Source organism: Rhodanobacter lycopersici, assembly GCF_040812335.1.
Lineage (GTDB): Bacteria > Pseudomonadota > Gammaproteobacteria > Xanthomonadales > Rhodanobacteraceae > Rhodanobacter_A > Rhodanobacter_A lycopersici.
Genome location: NZ_JBFOHK010000002.1, coordinates 421,374 through 439,784, shown reverse-complemented (window position 1 = coordinate 439,784; position 18,411 = coordinate 421,374). Strand labels below are relative to the sequence as shown.

General features: G+C 68.2%; 17 protein-coding genes. 11 read left to right on the top strand and 6 right to left on the bottom strand.

Translation table 11 applies throughout. The features are described from left to right. Position 1: 1 nt before the first annotated feature. Genes ABQJ54_RS08840 through ABQJ54_RS08830 form a run of 3 tightly spaced genes read right to left on the bottom strand, consistent with a single transcriptional unit; the run spans position 2 to position 2,813 of the window. Complete coding sequence (locus ABQJ54_RS08840; protein ID WP_367853928.1) at positions 2-202, bottom strand: DUF1656 domain-containing protein; 201 nt, start codon at positions 200-202, stop codon at positions 2-4. After that, a complete protein-coding gene (locus tag ABQJ54_RS08835; protein ID WP_367853927.1) occupies positions 192-2,297 on the bottom strand; it encodes an FUSC family protein in 2,106 nt (701 codons plus the stop codon). Before ABQJ54_RS08835 ends, ABQJ54_RS08840 begins: the two co-directional genes overlap by 11 nt. Before the next feature lie 21 nt (positions 2,298-2,318). Next, positions 2,319-2,813, bottom strand: a complete 495-nt coding sequence (locus tag ABQJ54_RS08830) for a MarR family winged helix-turn-helix transcriptional regulator (RefSeq protein WP_367853926.1) — start codon at positions 2,811-2,813, stop codon at positions 2,319-2,321. A 213-nt stretch (positions 2,814-3,026) separates the two neighbouring features. Between ABQJ54_RS08830 and ABQJ54_RS08825 the strand changes: the two genes are divergently transcribed. Next, on the top strand, positions 3,027-5,108 hold the full coding sequence (locus tag ABQJ54_RS08825; RefSeq protein WP_367853925.1) for a S46 family peptidase: 2,082 nt from the start codon (positions 3,027-3,029) through the stop codon (positions 5,106-5,108). A 144-nt stretch (positions 5,109-5,252) separates the two neighbouring features. On the opposite strand, the gene ABQJ54_RS08820 is transcribed toward ABQJ54_RS08825, so the two are convergent. Both ABQJ54_RS08820 and ABQJ54_RS08815 read right to left on the bottom strand, forming a co-directional pair. Further along, the gene (locus tag ABQJ54_RS08820; RefSeq protein ID WP_367853924.1) at positions 5,253-5,657 is read right to left on the bottom strand and encodes a DUF4156 domain-containing protein; all 405 of its coding nucleotides are present in this window, start codon (positions 5,655-5,657) and stop codon (positions 5,253-5,255) included. A gap of 181 nt (positions 5,658-5,838) precedes the next feature. After that, positions 5,839-8,709 (bottom strand): M16 family metallopeptidase, encoded by a 2,871-nt coding sequence (locus tag ABQJ54_RS08815; protein ID WP_367853923.1) that lies wholly within the window; start codon positions 8,707-8,709, stop codon positions 5,839-5,841. A gap of 261 nt (positions 8,710-8,970) precedes the next feature. On the opposite strand from ABQJ54_RS08815, the gene ABQJ54_RS08810 reads away from it, so the two are divergent. The 8 genes from ABQJ54_RS08810 (at position 8,971) to ABQJ54_RS08775 (ending at position 14,189) form a co-directional block, all read left to right on the top strand. Next, positions 8,971-9,171, top strand: a complete 201-nt coding sequence (locus ABQJ54_RS08810; protein WP_367853922.1) for a hypothetical protein — start codon at positions 8,971-8,973, stop codon at positions 9,169-9,171. Positions 9,172-9,207: 36 nt separating this feature from the next. Continuing rightward, on the top strand, positions 9,208-9,396 hold the full coding sequence (locus tag ABQJ54_RS08805; protein WP_367853921.1) for a hypothetical protein: 189 nt from the start codon (positions 9,208-9,210) through the stop codon (positions 9,394-9,396). A 48-nt stretch (positions 9,397-9,444) separates the two neighbouring features. Next, entirely contained in the window at positions 9,445-9,912 is a 468-nt protein-coding gene (gene trmL, locus ABQJ54_RS08800) for a tRNA (uridine(34)/cytosine(34)/5-carboxymethylaminomethyluridine(34)-2'-O)-methyltransferase TrmL (protein WP_367853920.1), read from the top strand. A 62-nt stretch (positions 9,913-9,974) separates the two neighbouring features. Beyond that, entirely contained in the window at positions 9,975-10,649 is a 675-nt protein-coding gene (locus ABQJ54_RS08795; protein WP_367853919.1) for a ubiquinone biosynthesis accessory factor UbiJ, read from the top strand. Next, positions 10,646-12,295, top strand: coding sequence for a ubiquinone biosynthesis regulatory protein kinase UbiB (gene ubiB, locus ABQJ54_RS08790; protein WP_367853918.1), 1,650 nt, complete (start codon positions 10,646-10,648; stop codon positions 12,293-12,295). The genes ABQJ54_RS08795 and ubiB overlap by 4 nt, the downstream gene beginning before the upstream one ends. 89 nt (positions 12,296-12,384) lie before the next feature. Continuing rightward, a complete protein-coding gene (locus ABQJ54_RS08785; protein ID WP_367854418.1) occupies positions 12,385-13,095 on the top strand; it encodes a pseudouridine synthase in 711 nt (236 codons plus the stop codon). 78 nt (positions 13,096-13,173) lie between these two features. Further along, positions 13,174-13,596, top strand: coding sequence for an alternative ribosome rescue aminoacyl-tRNA hydrolase ArfB (gene arfB, locus ABQJ54_RS08780; RefSeq protein ID WP_367853917.1), 423 nt, complete (start codon positions 13,174-13,176; stop codon positions 13,594-13,596). After that, entirely contained in the window at positions 13,593-14,189 is a 597-nt protein-coding gene (locus tag ABQJ54_RS08775) for a 1-acyl-sn-glycerol-3-phosphate acyltransferase (RefSeq protein ID WP_367853916.1), read from the top strand. Before arfB ends, ABQJ54_RS08775 begins: the two co-directional genes overlap by 4 nt. A 9-nt stretch (positions 14,190-14,198) precedes the next feature. Here ABQJ54_RS08775 and ABQJ54_RS08770 read toward each other — a convergent pair whose 3' ends face one another. After that, a complete protein-coding gene (locus ABQJ54_RS08770) occupies positions 14,199-15,248 on the bottom strand; it encodes a LysR family transcriptional regulator (RefSeq protein WP_367853915.1) in 1,050 nt (349 codons plus the stop codon). A 114-nt stretch (positions 15,249-15,362) separates the two neighbouring features. Between ABQJ54_RS08770 and aceB the strand changes: the two genes are divergently transcribed. Together aceB and aceA are read left to right on the top strand one after the other, a co-directional pair. After that, a complete protein-coding gene (gene aceB / locus ABQJ54_RS08765) occupies positions 15,363-16,961 on the top strand; it encodes a malate synthase A (protein WP_367853914.1) in 1,599 nt (532 codons plus the stop codon). Positions 16,962-17,062: 101 nt separating this feature from the next. Next, complete coding sequence (gene aceA, locus ABQJ54_RS08760; protein ID WP_367853913.1) at positions 17,063-18,358, top strand: isocitrate lyase; 1,296 nt, start codon at positions 17,063-17,065, stop codon at positions 18,356-18,358. Positions 18,359-18,411: the final 53 nt, after the last annotated feature.

Sequence of the window (18,411 nt, the reverse complement as noted above, 5' to 3'; positions counted from 1 at the left end):
CTCAGTTGAGCAGCAGCAGGCCGGCGAGGCCGAACAGGCAGGCGAACAGGGCCAGGCGGAACAGTGGCGGGTGCCACACGTAGCGATGCAGGCCGTAGCGGCCGATCAGCGCGTCCACCAGCACCATCAGCAGCAGGCAGCCGAGGAAGATCGGCAGCAGGCCGGGCACCAGCACGCCATAGATGGAGATCTCACGTGGCACGGGCAGGCTCCCCGACAGACATCCAGGTGGCCAGCGGCGACTCGTCGTCGCGCAGCGCGCCCAGCAGTTGATACAGGCGCGGGCGCAGCGCGGGCGCGGCGGCGCAGGTCTCGATCGCGTCGCGCACGGCGTCCTCCGCGTGCTGCCGGCGCGCGGCGTCGGGGCGGCGGTACAACTGCGCCACTGCCTGTACCGCGCGCTCCACTGCCTCGCGCACTTCGAGCGCCGCCGTGCTGGCGCGCAGCTGCTGGCGCAGCTCGATCAGCGCACGCCCGCTTTCCTGCACCGCCAGCGCCCAACCCAGCAGTTCGCGTGACTGCCGGCTGCCCGGACGGGTGTGCACGATCACCTGGTGGAACAGGTCGCGGCTGACACTCTCGAAGCGCCACGGCAGGCCCTCCAGCGGCGCACTGGCCGCCTGCACCACCTGCTCGCGCAGACGCTGGAACTGCCGGCGGCGCTGCCAACCGCTGCCGGTGACGCGCGGCACGAACACGAAGGCGACCGCCGCCAGCGCCACGCCGGCGAGTTGCGCGATGGCGTCGTTCAGGGCATGCACCAGGTCGTACACCATCGGGTTCCTCAGGGCGAGAATGTAGACGACGCCGATCGCGTAGCCGCCGCCCACGCCGCTGAATTCGGCATGGGCATTGAGCCACGCCCCGATGACCAGCAGTGGCAGGGTCGCCGCGACCAGCATCACGAAGCCGTCGCTGCCCGGCAGCAGCCAGTACGCCGCATAGATGCCGGCCAGCATGCCCAGGGCATAGCCAAGCAGCATGCTGAACGCGGAGGCCAGCGGGTTCGGCGTCGCCGCGAGCAGGCCGCTGAAGATGGTGGCCAGCAGCATCGCGCTGACGCCGAACGGCCAACCGCTGGCGATCCAGAACGCGCTCAACACGGTCATGGTGAGGAAGGTGCGCAGCACGGCCACCATGGCGCCGGTGGCGTCGTTGCCGCGGCGGAAATGCACGCGCTCCACGCCGCCTCGCTGCACCTGCCCGCGCAGCGCCAGCTCCACCTCGACATAGCCGCACAGCTCGTCGAGGAAGCGCCTGAGCAGCGTTGCGCCGGTGTCGAAGGCCAGCTGCGGACGTCCCGGCGCCAGGCTTTCGCGCAGCTCCGCCTGCAGTGCCGGTAGCTGTCGCGCGCATTCGCGCAGGCGCGGCGCCAGCACCGCGGGGTTGTGCAGATCCTCGGGCGCCGTGGTCAGCGCCGCGCCCAGCGGGCGGTACAGCGCGATCAGCGCATCCACCTCGGCCGCGCGGCCCTCGCGCTGCAGCCGGTTGATGATGTGGTGCAGCGACTGGAAGCTGGTCGCCGCCGCCATGTTGTGCTGGTTGAGCAGGCGCATGCGGGTGCTGCGCACGCGGATTTCCGGGTCCTCGAAAATCACCGATGCGCGCAGGTTCTCCAGCTGCACCGCGGCGCGCACGAAGCGCAGGTGCGCCTGCTCCATCTCCGCGCGCGGGATGCTGCCGCCGGTGCTGCCGCGCACGAAGTCGATGAAGTGCGCGAAATGCTCGCGGGCGCTCTGCCGCAGCACCGGGCGCAGGCGCTCGGGGAACACCAGGTCGCTGACCACGCCGGCCACCACGATGCCCAGCATCACCTCGCTCACACGCATCAGCGCCGAATCGAACACGCCCAGCGGATCGTTGACCGCCGGCAGCGCCACGATCGCCGCGGTGTAGCCGGCCAGCACGAAGCCGTAGGACATGAAGTTGCGATACAGCGTGGCGCCGCCGGCGCACAGCCCCACCCAGATCGACAGGCTGAGCAGGAACAGCTCGCGCTGCTGCGGAAACACGCACATCAGCGCCAGCCCGAACGCGCTGCCGCACAGCGTGCCGATCGCGCGATAGAAGCCCTTCGCCAGCACCATGCCGCTGTGCGGGTGCATCACGATGCCCACCGTGATCATCGCGGTGGCCGGCTGCTCCAGCCGCAGCCACATCGCCAGCCATGCAGCCAGGTACAACGCCAGCAGCGTCTTGGCCACGAACAGCCAGGCACCACGTTCGCCGGCGAATACCTCCGCCAGCGCCGGCCAGCGACGCGCCGCCTGCCCCACCTTCATCGATACCGACGACATGGCCTCAACCCTGCTCCAACATCAGTCGCGTTCCAGCTGGTCCAGGAATTTCTTGAGCAGACGCTCCAGTTGCGCCGTCTCGGCAGGCTTCAGGCCGGCGGTCTGGCGCTCCAGCAGCGTGCAGATCGCGGGCATGAAATCGTCGATCATCGCCAGCCCCTGCCGGCTCAGGGTCAGGCTCACCTTGCGCCGGTCCTCGTCGCTGGCGGTGCGCTCGATCAGCCCCTTTTCGCACAGGCTGTCTGCAAGCCGCGTGATATTGGCCGACTTCTCGCCCGCCGCCTCGGCCAGCTGCGAGGGATTCAGCGTGTAGCCCTCGGTGCCGTACAGCATCATCAGGATGTTGTATTCCGGATGGCTGATCCCCCATGGCTTCAGCAACGCATTGGCGTCGTCGTGCACGCGCTTGTAGAGGTGCTTGATCAGGCGCACCAGCACCGCCGGCTCGCGCGGGAACGCGGGCTGGAGGCGGCAGGTGACGGCGAGGCGTTGTTCGGTGGGGGCAAAGCTGTTCATGGCCAAAGGCGGTTGTTACTGTCTGTGTATGTATTTCATATATGAAATATATGGATGTGAATTTTATGCCCCGGGCGGGCGACCTGCAAGCCCTCCCATGCCGACCTTCACTTCCGCGCCCGCGCAGCCGGTGCCACGATGGTTGCCGGTTCGACACGCCAACGGCGGCCACGCGCCATCCGCGCCGATCCGCCCACACACGGAGGGGACGCGATGAAACGCTGGTTGCTCCTTGGGTTTTCCGGTCTGCTGCTGGGCAGCGCTGCCGGCGCGATGGCCGACGAAGGCATGTGGACGCTGGACCATCTGCCGGTGAAACAGCTGCAGCAGCGCTACGGCTTCACGCCTACGCCGCAGTGGATCGACCTGATCCAGCACGCGGCGGTGCGGCTGGCCGAAGGCTGCTCCGGCTCGTTCGTCTCCGCCGACGGCCTGGTGATGACCAACCACCACTGCGCCAACGCCTGCCTGTCCCAGCTCTCCGGCAACGGCCACAACTACATGGCCGACGGCTACGTGGCGATGAAGCAGGAGGACGAGCCGAAGTGCCCCGACGTGGAGCTCAACCAGCTCGACTCGATCACCGACGTTACCGCCAAGGTGAACGCGGCGACGAACGGCAAGAGCGGCGCCGAGCGCATCAAGGCCGAACGCGCGATCGACAGCAAGCTGGAAGAGCAATGCGTGGCCGGCGACCCGAAGACGTGGCGTTGCGACGTGATCTCGCTGTACCACGGCGGCCGCTACGCGCTGTACAAGTACCGCCGCTACCAGGACGTGCGCCTGGTGTTCGCGCCCGAGCAGAGCATCGCCTTCTTCGGCGGCGACCCGGACAACTTCAACTTCCCGCGCTACGACCTCGACGTCACCTTCTTCCGTGCCTATGTCGACAACAAGCCGGCGAAAACTCCGCAGTTCCTGAAGTTCGACCCGCACGGGCCGAAGGCCGGCGAGCTCGCCTTCGTGGTCGGCAACCCCGGCTCCACCCAGCGCCAGACGCCGTGGATCCAGCTGTCGGCCATGCGCGACGACATGCTGATCCCGTTCTACGGCTACCTGTCCGACCTGCGCGGCGTGCTGTGGCAGTACGGCCGCGCCGGCGCGCAGCAGGCCAAGGAAGCGCAGGACATGCAGTTCGGCATCGAGAACACGCTGAAGGTGTTCAAGGGCTGGCTGGAGACGCTCACCAACGAAGGCTTCATCGAGAAGAAGCAGAAGGATGACGCCGCCCTGCGCGACTGGATCGCCGCCGACCCGGCACGCCGCGCGAAGTACGGCGACCCGTGGGCGGAGCTGGCCAAGGCCCAGCAACGCGGCAAGGAATTGCAGGACCGCTACATGATGATCGCCGGCGGACGTGGCTTCGGCGTGGGCACCCAGCTGTTCGCCGACGCGATGACCCTGGTGCGCGGTGCGGCGCAGCGCGCCAAGCCCGACGCCGAACGCCTGCCGCAGTTCCGCGATGCCAACCTGCCCGCGGTGGAGCAGGAACTGGAGGCGAAGGTGCCGGTGTATCCGGAGTACGAACGCACCATGATGGCGTGGTCGATGGAGAAGATGCGCCAGATCCTCGGTGCCGACGACCCCTTCGTGCACGCAACGCTGGGCAAGCAGTCGCCCGACGAGCTGGCGAAGACGCTGGTGGACGGCACCAAGCTGGCCGATCCCGCGGTGCGCAAGCAGCTGTGGGACGGCGGCGAGAAGGCCATCGAGGCATCCACCGACCCGATGATCGTGTTCGCGCGCCAGATCGAACCGACGGCGACGAAGCTGCGCAAGCAGTACGAGGACGAGGTGCAGGCGCCCACCACCAAGGCCGACGAGGCGATCGCCCAGGCCCGCTTCGCCCGTGAAGGCACCAGCAGCTACCCCGACGCCACCTTCACCTTGCGCCTGTCCTACGGCAAGGTGGTGGGCTGGAAGGAAGGCGACCACGAGGTGCCGCCGTTCACCGACTTCGCCGGCGCCTACACCCGCGCCACCGGCGCCGACCCGTTCAAGCTGCCGGACAGCTGGATCAAGGCGAAGGGTTCGCTGGATCTCTCCACTCCGTTCGATTTTGTCACCGACAACGACATCATCGGCGGCAACTCGGGCAGCCCGGTGGTCGACCGCGACGGCCACGCGATAGGCCTGATCTTCGATGGCAACATCCATTCCATCGGCGGCGACTTCACCTACGACGGCAGCAACAATCGCGCGGTGGCGGTGGATACCGCCGCATTGATGGAAGCGGTCCGCAAGGTCTACAAGCTGCCACGGCTGGCGGACGAGCTGGCCAGCGGACACCTGTGACCCTTCCTTGCCGCGCTGCGCAGCGATCCGAAAATATCCTCGCGATCATCCCTGATCGCGAGGATCAGACGGGCGGTCATCCACAAACGCAAAGGGCGCCGATCGGCGCCCTTCTGTTCTTTGTCCGTGGCGGCAAACCGAAGCTCAGTTGCCCTTGACCGGAAAGGTCTGCGCACCACCGCCCTGTGCCGGCGGGGGTTGGTTGCCCGGTGCGGCAGCAGGCTGGATGACGCGCGAGCCGCACTGGTAGGCGCCCCAGGGCTGCGAGCCGTCGCTGGGTTCGGCCAGCGGCTTGATGGTGTCGGCGTGCATGGTGGCGGCTTCGTTGCGCGCCATCACCTGCAGTTCGTCGCGTACCTTGATGTCGTTGCGGTCCACCGGGCCCACGTGATCCATCACCGAGACGGTGATCTTGCCCAGGTCGCGGCAGCCGGAAACATCGCCGTTCCACGCCGTGCGCACGTTCTGCGACGCCGGGGTGGGATTGATGCCCCACGTGCAGGCGCCCAGCAGCAGGGTGGGAACGAGCAGCAGCACGGTCTTGCGCATGGACGACTCCGATGTCGGGATGAAAAGGCCGGGCGGCGAACCGCCCGGCCTCCATGCTAGCGCGCGATGCTGGATCGCGCCTGTATGGGTAATGCTCCGTCCGCCAATCCTGCCATCGATGGTCGAACGCGCACCCTGTTCCGCTCGTCATTCCGGCGCAGGCCGGAATGGCGAACAAAAGCTACTTCGCCACCGGCTTGCCGTCGGCGTCGAGCACCTGCACCTCGCCCAGGTCCAGCGCACGCACCGGCGCCTCGATCTGCTTGAGGTCGCCCACGATCACCCAGGTCATCGCCGCAGGCTGCACGATTTCCTTGATCGCAACCTCGGCCTCGGCCGGCGTGATCGCTTCCAGCTTCGGCTTCAGCGTCTGCACGTAGTCGTCGGGACGGCCGTACTCGACGATGCCGTTCATCGCGCCCAGCACCGCGCTGGTGGTCTCGTAGCTGCCCGGCAGCGCGCGGATGCGCTGGTCCTTGATCTTGGCGATCTCGGCGGCGGTCAGCGGCCTGTCGCCAACCACGGCGCGCGCCTCCTTCAGCACCTCCTCGGCGGACGGCGCGGTCTTGTCGGTCTGCACCGGCGCATAGAACAGCATCGGCCGCTGGCCCTGGGCATCCATCAGGAAGCTCTGCGCGCCATACGCCCAGCGCTTGTCCTCGCGCAGGTTCATGTTGAGGCGTGAGGTGAAGGTGCCGCCGAACGCGCCATTCGCCACCTGGATGGCGAGGTTGTCCGGCGCGCGCGTGGACGGCGCGAGCAGGCCGGCCATGATCAGCGACTGCGGCGCATCGGGCCGGTCGATCAGGAACACGCGTGGCCTGGCCTGCGCGGCCACCTTGGCGATGTTCTTGTGCGGGATCGCGGTGGCCGGAGCTTTCCAGTCGCCGAAGGCGGCATTCAACTCGGGAATGATCTTGTCCAGCGTGGTATCGCCGGCCACGAGGATCTTCACGTTGTCCGGGCGCAGCCAGTTCTGCTGGAACGCGCGCAGGTCGGCGGCGGTGAGCGCCTTGATGCTGCCCTCGGTGCCGCTGCCGGTGAACGGGATGCCGTAGGCGTGGTCGGCGCCGTACAGCAGCGGCGGCAGTACGCGCAGTGCGAGGCCGACCGGCTGGGTCTTCTCCTGTGCGATGTCGGCCAGCCACTGGCCGCGCACGCGCTCGATGTCAGCCGGCTTGAACGCGGGATTGCGCACGATGTCGGCAAACAGCGCCAGCGAGGACTGGAGCTGGTCGTTCAGCGCGTTGAGCGAGGCGCTGCAGTTGTCCAGGCCGCAGCCGACATTGGTGATCGCACCCAGCCGCTGCCGGGCTTCGGCGATCGCCACTGAATCGAGCCGGGTGGTGCTCTCGTTCATCAGGGTGGCGGTGAAGTTCGCGGTGCCGAGCTTGCGGCCCTGGTCGGCGGCGTAGCCGGCGTCGAACAGCAACTGCACCTGGGTCACCGGAATGGTGTGGCGCTGGGCGAGGATCACCTCGATGCCGTTCTTCAGCTTGCCGCGCTCGAGCTTCGGGAAGCTCAGTGCGGGGAAGGCGTCGACCTGCGGCACGCCCTCGCCGCGGTCCACGTCGCTCTTCGCCACGCTGTACGCGTGCGCGGCCGGCAGCTTCGACTGCAGGCGGCCGGCGGCGTCGCCCAGCGGCTTCACCGCCTTGTCCTCGGCCACCGGATCGAAGCCCTTGCCGGCGGGCAGCACGGTGAGCAGGTAATCGCCCTTGCTCAACCACTGGTCGGCCGCCGCCTTGACGGACGCCGGCGTGGCCGCGTCGGCGCGTTCGAGGTCGAGCCGGTAGGCGCCGGGATTGCCACGGTAGACCTGGCCCTCGGCGAGGATCACCGCCTTGCCACCGAAACCACCCACCTTCTCCAGCCCCCGCACGAACTGGGCGCGGTTGCCGATCTTGGCGCGATTGAGCTCATCGGCGGTGGGGCCGCTGGCGAGGAACTTCTCCAGCTCGTCATTGATGGCGGCTTCCACCTTCGCCGGATCGACGCCCTGCTTCACGTCGGCCTGGATCTGGAACTGGCTGGCCAGCGCGAAGGGCGCGATGCTGGCGGTGACGTCGTCCGCCAGCTTGTCCCGATAAACCAGCCGCTGGTACAGCCGCGAGGTCTTGCCGCCGCCGAGCACGGTGCTGGCGAGGTCGAGCTGGATCGCGGCGTCGCTGCCCAGCTGCGGTACCACCCAGGTGCGATAGATGCGCGGCTGCGCCACGTGGTCGTGCTGCACGCCGCGGGTGGACACCGCCAGCGGGGTGATCCACGGCTGCTGGCGCGCCACCGGCTTGCCGGCCGGGATGTCGCCGAAGTACTTCATCGCCTTCGCGCGCGCCTCGGCCACGGTGATGTCGCCGGCCAGCACCAGGGTGGTGTTGGCGGCGCCGTAGTTGTCGTGGAACCACTGCTTCACGTCGGCCAGCGAGGCCGCGTCGAGGTCGGCCATCGAGCCGATGGTGTCGTGCTGGTAAGGGTGGTTCGCGGGATAGGTGTTGGCGAGGATGTTCTCGTCCACGCGGCCGTAGGGGCGGTTCTCGCCCTGGCGCTTCTCGTTCTGCACCACGCCGCGCTGGGTGTCGAGCTCCTTCTGGCCGATCGCGCCAAGCAGGTGGCCCATGCGGTCGGACTCCATCCACAGCGCCATGTCCAGCGCGGTGGTGGGCACGGTCTCGAAATAGTTGGTGCGGTCGAACCAGGTGGTGCCGTTCATGTCGGTGGCGCCGGCCAGCTCGAACGGCTGGAAATAGGTGCCCTTGTGATGCTCCGAGCCCGAGAACATCAGGTGCTCGAACAGATGGGCGAAGCCGGTCTTGCCCTTCGGCTCGTCGGCCGAACCGATGTGGTACCAGATGCTCACCGCCACCACCGGCGCCTTGTGGTCCTCGTGCACGATCACGGTGAGGCCGTTCGGCAGGGTGAAGCGGGTATAGGCGATCTCCGGAATGCCATGCGTGGCCGGCGCGCTCTGCGCGGCTGCCGCCACGTCCGGCGCGACACCGCCGGCGACGCTCATCAGGCCTGTGATCAGCAGGGCGAGTGGCTTGCTTCCCATCGTGTTGCTCCTTTTCGGGTCGGGTATCGCCCGAGGCTAGGGGAGATCGCAAGTTCCTGGTAGTGACGAAGGACACGACCCCGCTATCCGTCCGGACAGCTGTCCGGTTGGCTCGTCCGGTTGTCCGCGGACAACCGGTTGGTTCGCCCACCTCTTTATGAAATTTCTTTAAATTCAATATATTGAAAGACTGCTCCGGCTTGGCACGCGGATTGCACATTGATACGTGCAGGAACCACCCACCCTTGTCGGAGACACATCATGAAATACGAGAACCTGATGCTGAGCGGTCTGTTCGTCGCCTGCCTGCTGGTTTGCACCCTGGTGCTGGGCGCGATGCTGAAAGCCACCCCGTCGTCGGTGCAGCTGGCCACCACCAGCATCAGCAGCGTCCTGCTGGCTGCCCCCGCGCAATGCGCGCTGCCGGCCGACGGCGTGATCTGCCCGCGTCTGCCGGGCTGAGCCCCATCCCCTCGATACGATCAAAGGAGTATCGCCATGAAACACGAAACCCTGATGCTGCATGGCCTGTTCGCCGCCTGCCTGCTGGTCTGCACCCTGGTGCTGGGCTCGATGCTGACGGCCAGCCCCGCCTCGTTGCGGCCAGCCGGCGCCCATGCACTGGCAGTCTCGACCAGTTCCTGCGTGGCGCCGGATGGTGTGCAGTGCCCGCTGCCGCGCGGCTGAGCACCGGATGATTGGCTCGCGCGCCGCCGCGCACGCGATAATCGCCGGATGCTGCACGTCATCCTGTTCCATCCTGAAATTCCGCCGAACACCGGCAACGTCATCCGCCTGTGCGCCAACACCGGCGCCGCGCTGCACCTGATCCGCCCGCTCGGCTTCGCGCTCGACGACACGCGCCTGCGCCGCGCGGGGCTGGACTACCACGAATACACCCGCGTGCTGGTGCACGACAGCCTTGACGACTGCCTCGCGACCATTGGCCAGCCACGCGTGTACGCGTTCACCACCCGCGGCCACACGCGCCATGTCGATGTCAGCTACACCGACGGCGACGCACTCCTGTTCGGCTGCGAGACCGCCGGCCTGCCTGCCGAGGTGCTGGACGCCATTCCCGAGGCGCAGCGCATGCGGCTGCCGATGCGGCCGGACTGCCGCAGCCTCAACCTTTCCAACGCGGTCGCGGTGGCTGTGTACGAAGCCTGGCGGCAGCTCGGCTTCGACGGCGCTACCGACTAAACACCCCTCTCCCGCAAGCGAGAGAGGGGAGCCAATCGCCGCTCGCCCGCTACAATCGACGGATGATCGATCCCATTCCCAATGCCTGGCTGCCGTCGCCACTGCGCAAGCTGGCCGGGCGCGCGCTGGAAACCGCGCTGAACCACACGCTGTCGCTCGATCCCGACACACGGCACAAGCTCGCCGCCCTGAACGGCCGCCGCGTGCTGTTGCACCTGCGCGGGCCGGAGCTGGCACTGGCCGTGCGCGTGGAAGACGGCCGCCTCAAGGTCGGGCCGCCGGACGCAGGCGAGGCCGACGCAAGCACGCTGCGCGTGGCTGCCACGCCCGGCAGCCTGCTGGCGATGGCGCTGCGCAGCGGCGACGGCGTGGCGCCAGGCAAGGTGGAGATCGCCGGCGATGCCGACCTTGCGCGGCGGCTGGAAAAGCTCGCCGCGCAGTTCGCGCCGGACTTCGAGGAAGCGTTCGCGCGCAGCTTCGGCGACGTGCTCGGCGTGCCGCTGGCGCGCGCCGTGCGCAAGGCGCTCGCGCACGCGAAGGAAACCGCCAGCCACCTCACCGAGGACGGCGCCGCCTGGCTGCGCGACGAGTCGCGCCTCGCGCTGGCACCCGGCGAGGCGGAAGCCTTCCTCGACGGCGTGGATGCGCTGCGCGAACGCGGCGAGCGGCTGGAAGCCCGCCTCGCCCGGCTGGAAGCGCGCCTGAAAGGGACGCACACCAAAGGAGCGGGCACGTGACGCCGCTCGCCGTCGTACCGCGCCTGCTACGCGTCGCCATCGTGCTGCTGCGCTACCGGCTCGACGAGCTGGTCGACGCCGCCCATCTGTTCCGGCCGCTGAAGCTGCTGCGCCCGCTGTTGGGCCGGCCCGTCGTCGACGTGCGCCTGCTGCCGCGCGGCGCGCGCCTGCGCCTGGCGCTCACCGAGCTGGGCCCGATCTTCGTCAAGGCCGGCCAGGTGCTGTCGACCCGCCGCGACCTGGTGCCCGAGGACATCGCCGACGAGCTGGCCCTGCTGCAGGACCAGGTGCCGCCCTTCCCCGGCGTCGAGGCCAAGCTCATCGTCGAGCGCGAGCTGAAGTCGCCGATCCACCTGCTGTACGCGCACTTCGACGAGACGCCGCTGGCCTCCGCCTCGATCGCCCAGGTGCACGCGGCCACCCTGCCGGACGGCCGCACCGTGGTGGTGAAGGTGCTGCGCCCCGGCATCGACGCCAAGATCGCGCGCGACGTGCGACTGCTGCATTCGCTGGGCCTGCTCGCGCAGCGCTGGCATCCGAACGCCGACAAGATCCGCCCGCTCGACGTGGTGACCGAAGTCGAGAAGATGCTGGAGCACGAGCTGGACCTGCAGCGCGAAGGCGCCAGCGCCAGCCTGCTGCGGCGCAACTTCGCCAGCGGTGTGGATCTCTACGTGCCCGAGGTGCACTGGGAGCTCACCAGCGCGCGCGTGCTCACGCTGGAACGCGTGCACGGCATCAGCAGCGACGACATCGCCGCGATCGACGCCGCCGGCATCGACCGCAAGGCGCTGGCCGCCAAGGGCGTGCGGGTGTTCTACGAACAGGTGTTCCGCGACAACTTCTTCCACGCCGACGCCCACCCCGGCAACATCTGGGTAGACCCCACGCGCCCCGCCGAGCCGCGCTTCATCGCGCTGGACTTCGGCATCATGGGTTCGCTGCCTGAGGCCGACCAGTACTGGCTGGCGCAGAACTTCATCGCGCTGTTCGAGCGCGACTACGCGCGCATCGCCAAGCTGCACGTCGATGCCGGCTGGATGCCGTCCACGGTACGGCTGGACGAGCTGGAAGCGGCGGTGCGCACGGTGTGCGAGCCCTACTTCACCCGCCCACTGTCGCAGATCTCGCTGGCCGAACTGGTGGTGAAGCTTTTCCAGACCGCACGCCGCTTCGAACTGACCCTGCAGCCGCAGCTGATCCTGCTGCAGAAGACCCTGCTCAACATCGAGGGCGTGGGCCGCCTGCTGGATCCCGAGATCGACATCTGGGCGGTGGCGCACCCGGTGCTGAAGCGCATCCTGCGCGAGCGCTACAGCCCGCTGCGCACGCTGCGCGAGGTACGCAAGCGCCTGCCCGAGTGGTTCCACCTCGCCCCGCGGCTGCCCGAACTGGTGCACGACTCGCTGGAGCGCATCGCGCGCGGCGAACACCGTCTGCTCGCCGACGTGGACACGCTCAGCCACCAGCGCCACCTGCTGCGCCGATTGCTGCGCATGATCGCAGGCAGCGCGTTCGGCGCCACCCTGATCCTCTGCGCCACCCTGCTGTGGGCGCTGGCGCCGCAGCATGGCTTCTGGTTGCCGCTGGGCATGGGCGTGGCCGGGCTGCTGGCCTTCGGCTGGGGCTGGCTGGACCACAGGTAGGAGCGGCTTCAGCCGCGATGCCTTTCCGGCTTTCCGGCACCATGCAGGACAAGAGCATCGCGGCTGAAGCCGCTCCTACCCCTTCCACCATGCAACCTATCGAGATCCTCCACCAGGACGACGCCCTGATCGCGGTGAACAAGCCCGCGGGCCTGCCCGTGCATCGCTCCGCGATGGTGAACGATGCCGAGCAATACCTGGTGGACGTGCTGCGCGAACAGGTCGGCGGCAACGTCTACCTCGCGCATCGGCTCGACCGTGCGACCAGCGGCGTGCTGCTGGTGGCGCGATCCAGCGAAGTCGCCGCCGCGCTGGGCGAACAGTTCATGGGCCGCGACGTGCGCAAGCAGTACCTGGTCGTGGTGCGCGGCTGGCCCGAGCCGGCCGAAGGCGTGATCGACTACGCGCTGCCCGGCTCGCGCGAAACCGGCCCGCGCCGCGAAGCGCGCACGCACTATCGCGGCCTCGCCACCGTCGAAGTGCCCATCGAACTCGGCCGCTACCCGCAGCAGCGCTATGCCCTGCTGCTGGCCGAACCGGAAAGCGGCCGCTTCCGCCAGATCCGCAAGCACCTCGCGCACATCCACCATCCGGTGATCGGTGACTGCCAGCACGGTCGCGGCGACCACAACCGCCTCTACAAACAGCACTTCGCCTGCCACCGCATGCTGCTGCATGCGTGGAAGCTGGACTTCCGGCATCCGCTGAGCGGTGAGGCGATGATGCTGCAGGCGCCGCTGGATCACGAATACGCCAGCCTGCTCGAACGCTTCGGCTGGACGCTACCCCGTTCGGGCTGAGCGCAGCGCCGCAGGCACGACGCTCAGCCCGAACGGAATATGCCGCCTCTCGCCCGCACCATCCCCTAAACTCCCCGCATGCTGACCATCAGCCGCACCCTTGCCCTGCCCGAATCCGAACTGGTCGAGCGCTTCCTGCGTGCCGACGGCCCGGGCGGCCAGCACGTGAACCGCACCGAGAGCGCGGTGGAACTGCGTTTCGACGTGGCGCGTTCGCCCACGCTGCCGGAGCCGCTGCGCGAACGCCTGCTGGCGCGACGCGATCGCCGCCTCACCGACGATGGCGTGCTGGTGATCCAGGCGCGCCGTTTCCGCGACCAGGCCCGCAATCGCGACGACGCACGCGAACGGCTGGTCGAAATCATCCGCGCCGCGCAAGTGGTGCCGAAGAAACGCGTGGCCACCAAACCCACGCGCGCCTCGAAGGAGCGCCGCCTCGTCGGCAAACAACAACGCGGCAAGCTGAAGCAACTGCGCGCGAAGAAGCCGGGACTCGAATGAAGGGAAGCGTTTTCGCGCCGGCGCAACTGCCGCCGCACATGCCCCGCCTGCGCGACGGCTGGCGCCGCAAGCTGTGCCGCGGCGTGCTGCACCTGTGCGGCTGGAGCCTCGTCGGCGCGTTCCCCGACGTGCCGAAGCTGGTGCTGATCGCCGCGCCGCATTCCTCGTGGTGGGACGGCATCTGGGGCCTGCTGATGAAGGCCGCGATCGGCGCCGACGTGCACTTCATGGCCAAGCGCGAACTGTTCCGCGGCCCGCTGGGCGCGCTGCTCGCCAAACTCGGCGGCATTCCCATCGACCGCGGCGCCGCCGCCGGCATGGTGGAGCAGATGGTCGAGCGCTTCGGCCAGCAACAGGCGCTGTGGCTGGGCATCGCCCCCGAAGGCACGCGCCGCCACATGCCGCGTTGGAAAACCGGCTTCTGGCGCATGGCCCACGGCGCCGGCGTGCCGGTGTTCCCGGTCGCCTTCAACTACCCCGACAAGACCATCCGGCTCGGCCCGCTGTTCGCCACCACCGGCGACATGGCCGCCGACATCGAACGGCTGCGCGCGTTCTATGCGCCGTTCCAGGGCAAGCATCACGGGGTGTGATCCGGCGCACTACCGTTCCGAGTGCCCCGGCTCGTCGTAATCGCGATGCGTCAGCAGCCCCGGGCGGATCAGGTCGATGAAGGCGCGCGCCTCGGCGCTGAGGAATTTGCCCTTGCGCATCACCACGCCGTAGCTGCGTTGCGGGAACCAGCGCTGCATGTTGCGCACGGCGAGCCGCGCGTGGTCGGCTTCGGTGATGCAGATGCCGGTGACGATGGAGATGCCGAGGCCCATCGCCACGTATTCCTTGATCACGTCCCAGCCACCCACTTCGATGGCTACCTGGTAAGGCACCTGGTTCTGCTGGAACACCAGATCCACCAGCCGATAGGTGGACAGCCGCTGCGGCGGCAGGATCAGGCCGTAGGGCGAGAGATCCGCCAGCGTCACTTCGGCTTTTTCCGCCAGCGGGTGGCCGGGTGGCAGGATCAGCATGGGGTCGTAGTGGCGCACCGGCGCCCACGCGATGTCGTGCGGCACGTCCAGCATCGAGCCCACGGCGAAGTCGGCCTTGTCTTCGCGCAGCATCGCCATACCGTCCTTGCCGGTGACATTGGCGAGCTGCAGGTGCACGGCTGGATGGCGCTCGCGGTAACGGCGCACCAGCTCCGGCAGCAGGTACTGGATAGTGGAGGTGCCGGCGGCGATGGTGAGCTTGCCGGCGGTGAGGCCTTGCACCCTGGCCTGGAAATCGCGGTCGAGGTTGTCCCAGCCCTCCACCAGCGGACGCGCCAGTTCGTACAGCGCCTCGCCCGCGTCGGTGAGGTTGATGCGGCGGCGGCGGCGCTCCAGCAGGGTCGCGCCCAGTTCGCGCTCCAGCGCCTGCAGCTGCAGGCTCACCGACGGCTGGGACAGGTACAGCGCCTCGGCGGCGCGGCTCAGCGTGCCCAGCTTCACCGTGGCCACGAAGGCACGCAGCTGCTTGTGGCGGTTGCCCTTGTAATAAAAACGGGCGGGTTCGCTTGGCGAACCATGCGCAGGAGTACGTTTTTTTGCTGCGCCGGGTAGCGCTTTTTTGGGCGATTTCGCCGTCTTGGCCGGTACTTTTCGCTCTGTCATGTCAATGACTTGCAATATGCATTGATATTTACAATATCAAAAATTGAAACATTTGCTTTGTCAAATTACAAATCGATGGCCTAGCTTCGAGTCGTCCAACGACCGGAGCCGACCATGGCCTTGCCCCGCGAACGCCTGACCACCGACGCCGTGCAGTTGCACGGCCAAACCAGCCCTGCCCAGCAGGCGATCCTCATCCCGCAGGCGCTGGCCTTCCTCGCCGACCTGCACCGCCGCTTCGACGCCACCCGCCGCGAACGGCAGGCCGCCCGCCGCGAACGGCAGGCCCGTTACGACGCCGGCGAGCTGCCGGACTTCCGCGCCGACACCGCCGCGATCCGCGAATCGGAATGGACGGTGGGGCCGATCCCGCCCGCGCTGCGCGACCGCCGCGTCGAGATCACCGGGCCGGTGGAACGCAAGATGATCATCAACGCGCTGAACTCGGGCGCGAAGGTATTCATGGCGGACTTCGAGGATTCCTCCGCGCCCAGCCTCGCCAACCAGCTGGACGGCCAGATCAACCTGCGCGACGCGGTGGCCGGCAAGCTCGACTACACCTCGCCCGAGGGCAAGCACTACCGCGTGGCCGACAACCCCGCCGTGCTGGTGGTGCGCCCGCGCGGCTGGCACCTGCCGGAGCGCCACATCACGGTGGACGGCGAAACCATGAGCGGCGCGCTGGTGGACTTCGGCCTGTACGCCTTCCACAACGCACGCGCCCTGCACCGCCGCGACCTCGGCCCGTACTTCTACCTGCCCAAGCTGGAATGCATGGAGGAGGCCGCGCTATGGGACGCGGTGATGGCGCACGCGGAAACCGAACTGGACCTCCCGCCCGGCAGCATGAAGGTCACCGTGCTGATCGAGACGCTGCCCGCCGCGTTCCAGATGCACGAGATCCTGCACGCGCTGCAGTCGCGCGCCGTGGGCCTCAACTGCGGGCGCTGGGACTACATCTTCTCCTACCTGAAGACCCTGCGCGGCCACCGCGACCGCCTTCTGCCCGAACGCGGCCAGGTACTGATGACGGTGCCCTTCCTCAAGGCGTATTCGGAACTGCTGATCCAGACCTGCCACCGTCGCGGCGCGTTCGCCATGGGCGGCATGGCAGCGCAGATCCCGATCAAGGGCGACGAGGCCGCGAACGAGGCCGCGCTGGCCAAGGTGCGCGCCGACAAGCTGCGCGAGGTGAAGGCCGGCCACGACGGCACCTGGGTGGCGCATCCCGCGCTGGTACCCATCGCCCAGGCGGTGTTCGACGAATACATGCCCGAGCCGAACCAGCGCGACGTGGAGCGCGACGACGTGCGCGTGGGCCGCGAGCAGTTGCTGGCGCCGTGCGTGGGCACCATCACCCGCGCCGGCTTCGACAACAACGTCGAGGTGTGCCTGCGCTACACCGCGGCGTGGCTGGACGGACAGGGCTGCGTGCCGATCCACCACCTGATGGAAGACGCCGCCACGGCCGAGATCGCCCGCGCGCAGTTGTGGCAGTGGCTGCATCACGGTGGCGTGGAGTTTCCTGACCACGCGCCCATCGACTTCGCCCTGTTCGATCACGCGCTGGCCACGCATGCCCATCGCCTGCGCGACAGCAACGTGCCCGGTGCCACGCACGTGGATGCCGCCGCGCGACTGCTGCGCGAACTGATCCACGCCGACACGCTGGCCGATTTCCTCACCCTGCCCGCGTACGAACAGCTCGCCTGACCGCCCTCTGCCGTAGGAGCGGCTTCAGCCGCGATTCCGCAGATCCATCGCGGCTGAAGCCGCTCCTACGCCCATCGCATCGCTTTACCCGGAGCCACGCCATGAAGACCACCCTGCCCACCGCCGAACAGATCGAACTGGACTGGAACAACAACCCTCGCTGGGCCGGCATCCGCCGCCACTACGGCGCCGCCGACGTGGTGCGCCTGCGCGGTACCGTGGCGATCGAGCACTCGCTGGCACGCCACGGCGCCGAACGCTTGTGGAAGAGCCTGCACGAGGAAGACTTCGTCAACGCATTGGGCGCGCTCACCGGCAATCAGGCGATGCAGCAGGTGAAGGCCGGCCTCAAGGCGATCTACCTCTCGGGCTGGCAGGTCGCCGCCGACGCCAACCTCGCCGGCGAGATGTATCCCGACCAGTCGCTCTACCCCGCCAACTCGGTGCCGCAGGTAGTGAAGCGCATCAACAACACCCTGCTGCGCGCCGACCAACTGCACCACGCGGAAGGCCAGGACGGCATCGACTGGCTAGCGCCGATCGTGGCCGACGCGGAAGCCGGCTTCGGCAGCGTGCTCAACGCCTTCGAGTTGATGAAGGCGATGATCGAGGCCGGCGCAGCGGGCGTGCACTTCGAAGATCAACTGGCCTCGGTGAAGAAGTGCGGCCACATGGGCGGCAAGGTGTTGGTGCCCACGCGCGAAGCGGTGGACAAGCTCACCGCCGCGCGCCTCGCCGCCGACGTGGCAGGCGTGCCTACGCTGATCGTGGCGCGCACCGACGCCGATGCCGCCGACCTGCTCACCTCCGATGTCGACGACAACGACAAGCCCTTCGTCACCGGCGAGCGCACCGTGGAAGGTTTCTTCCGCGTGCGCGCCGGCCTGGCCCAGGCGATCAGCCGCGGCCTCGCGTATGCGCCCTACGCCGACCTGGTGTGGTGCGAAACCAGCAAGCCAAACCTGGAGGAAGCGCGCCAGTTCGCCGAAGCCATCCGCAAGCAGTTCCCCGGCAAGCTGCTCGCCTACAACTGCTCGCCCAGCTTCAACTGGAAGAAGCACCTCGACGACAGCACCATCGCGAAGTTCCAGCGCGAGCTGGGCGCGATGGGCTACAAGTTCCAGTTCATCACGCTGGCCGGCTTCCACAGCCTCAACTACGGCATGTTCGACCTCGCCCACGGCTACGCACACCGCCAGATGAGCGCCTTCGTGGAGCTGCAGGAAAGGGAATTCGCCGCCGCCGAGCGCGGCTTCACCGCGGTGAAGCACCAGCGCGAAGTGGGCACCGGCTACTTCGATGCGGTGACGCAGACGATCCAGCAGGGCCAGTCGTCGACCACCGCGCTGAAGGGTTCGACGGAAGAGGCGCAGTTCGCGCGTCACGCGGCAGCATGATCCACGCGCCCGTAGGAGCGGCTTCAGCCGCGATGCTCTTTGCCCATTTGGCG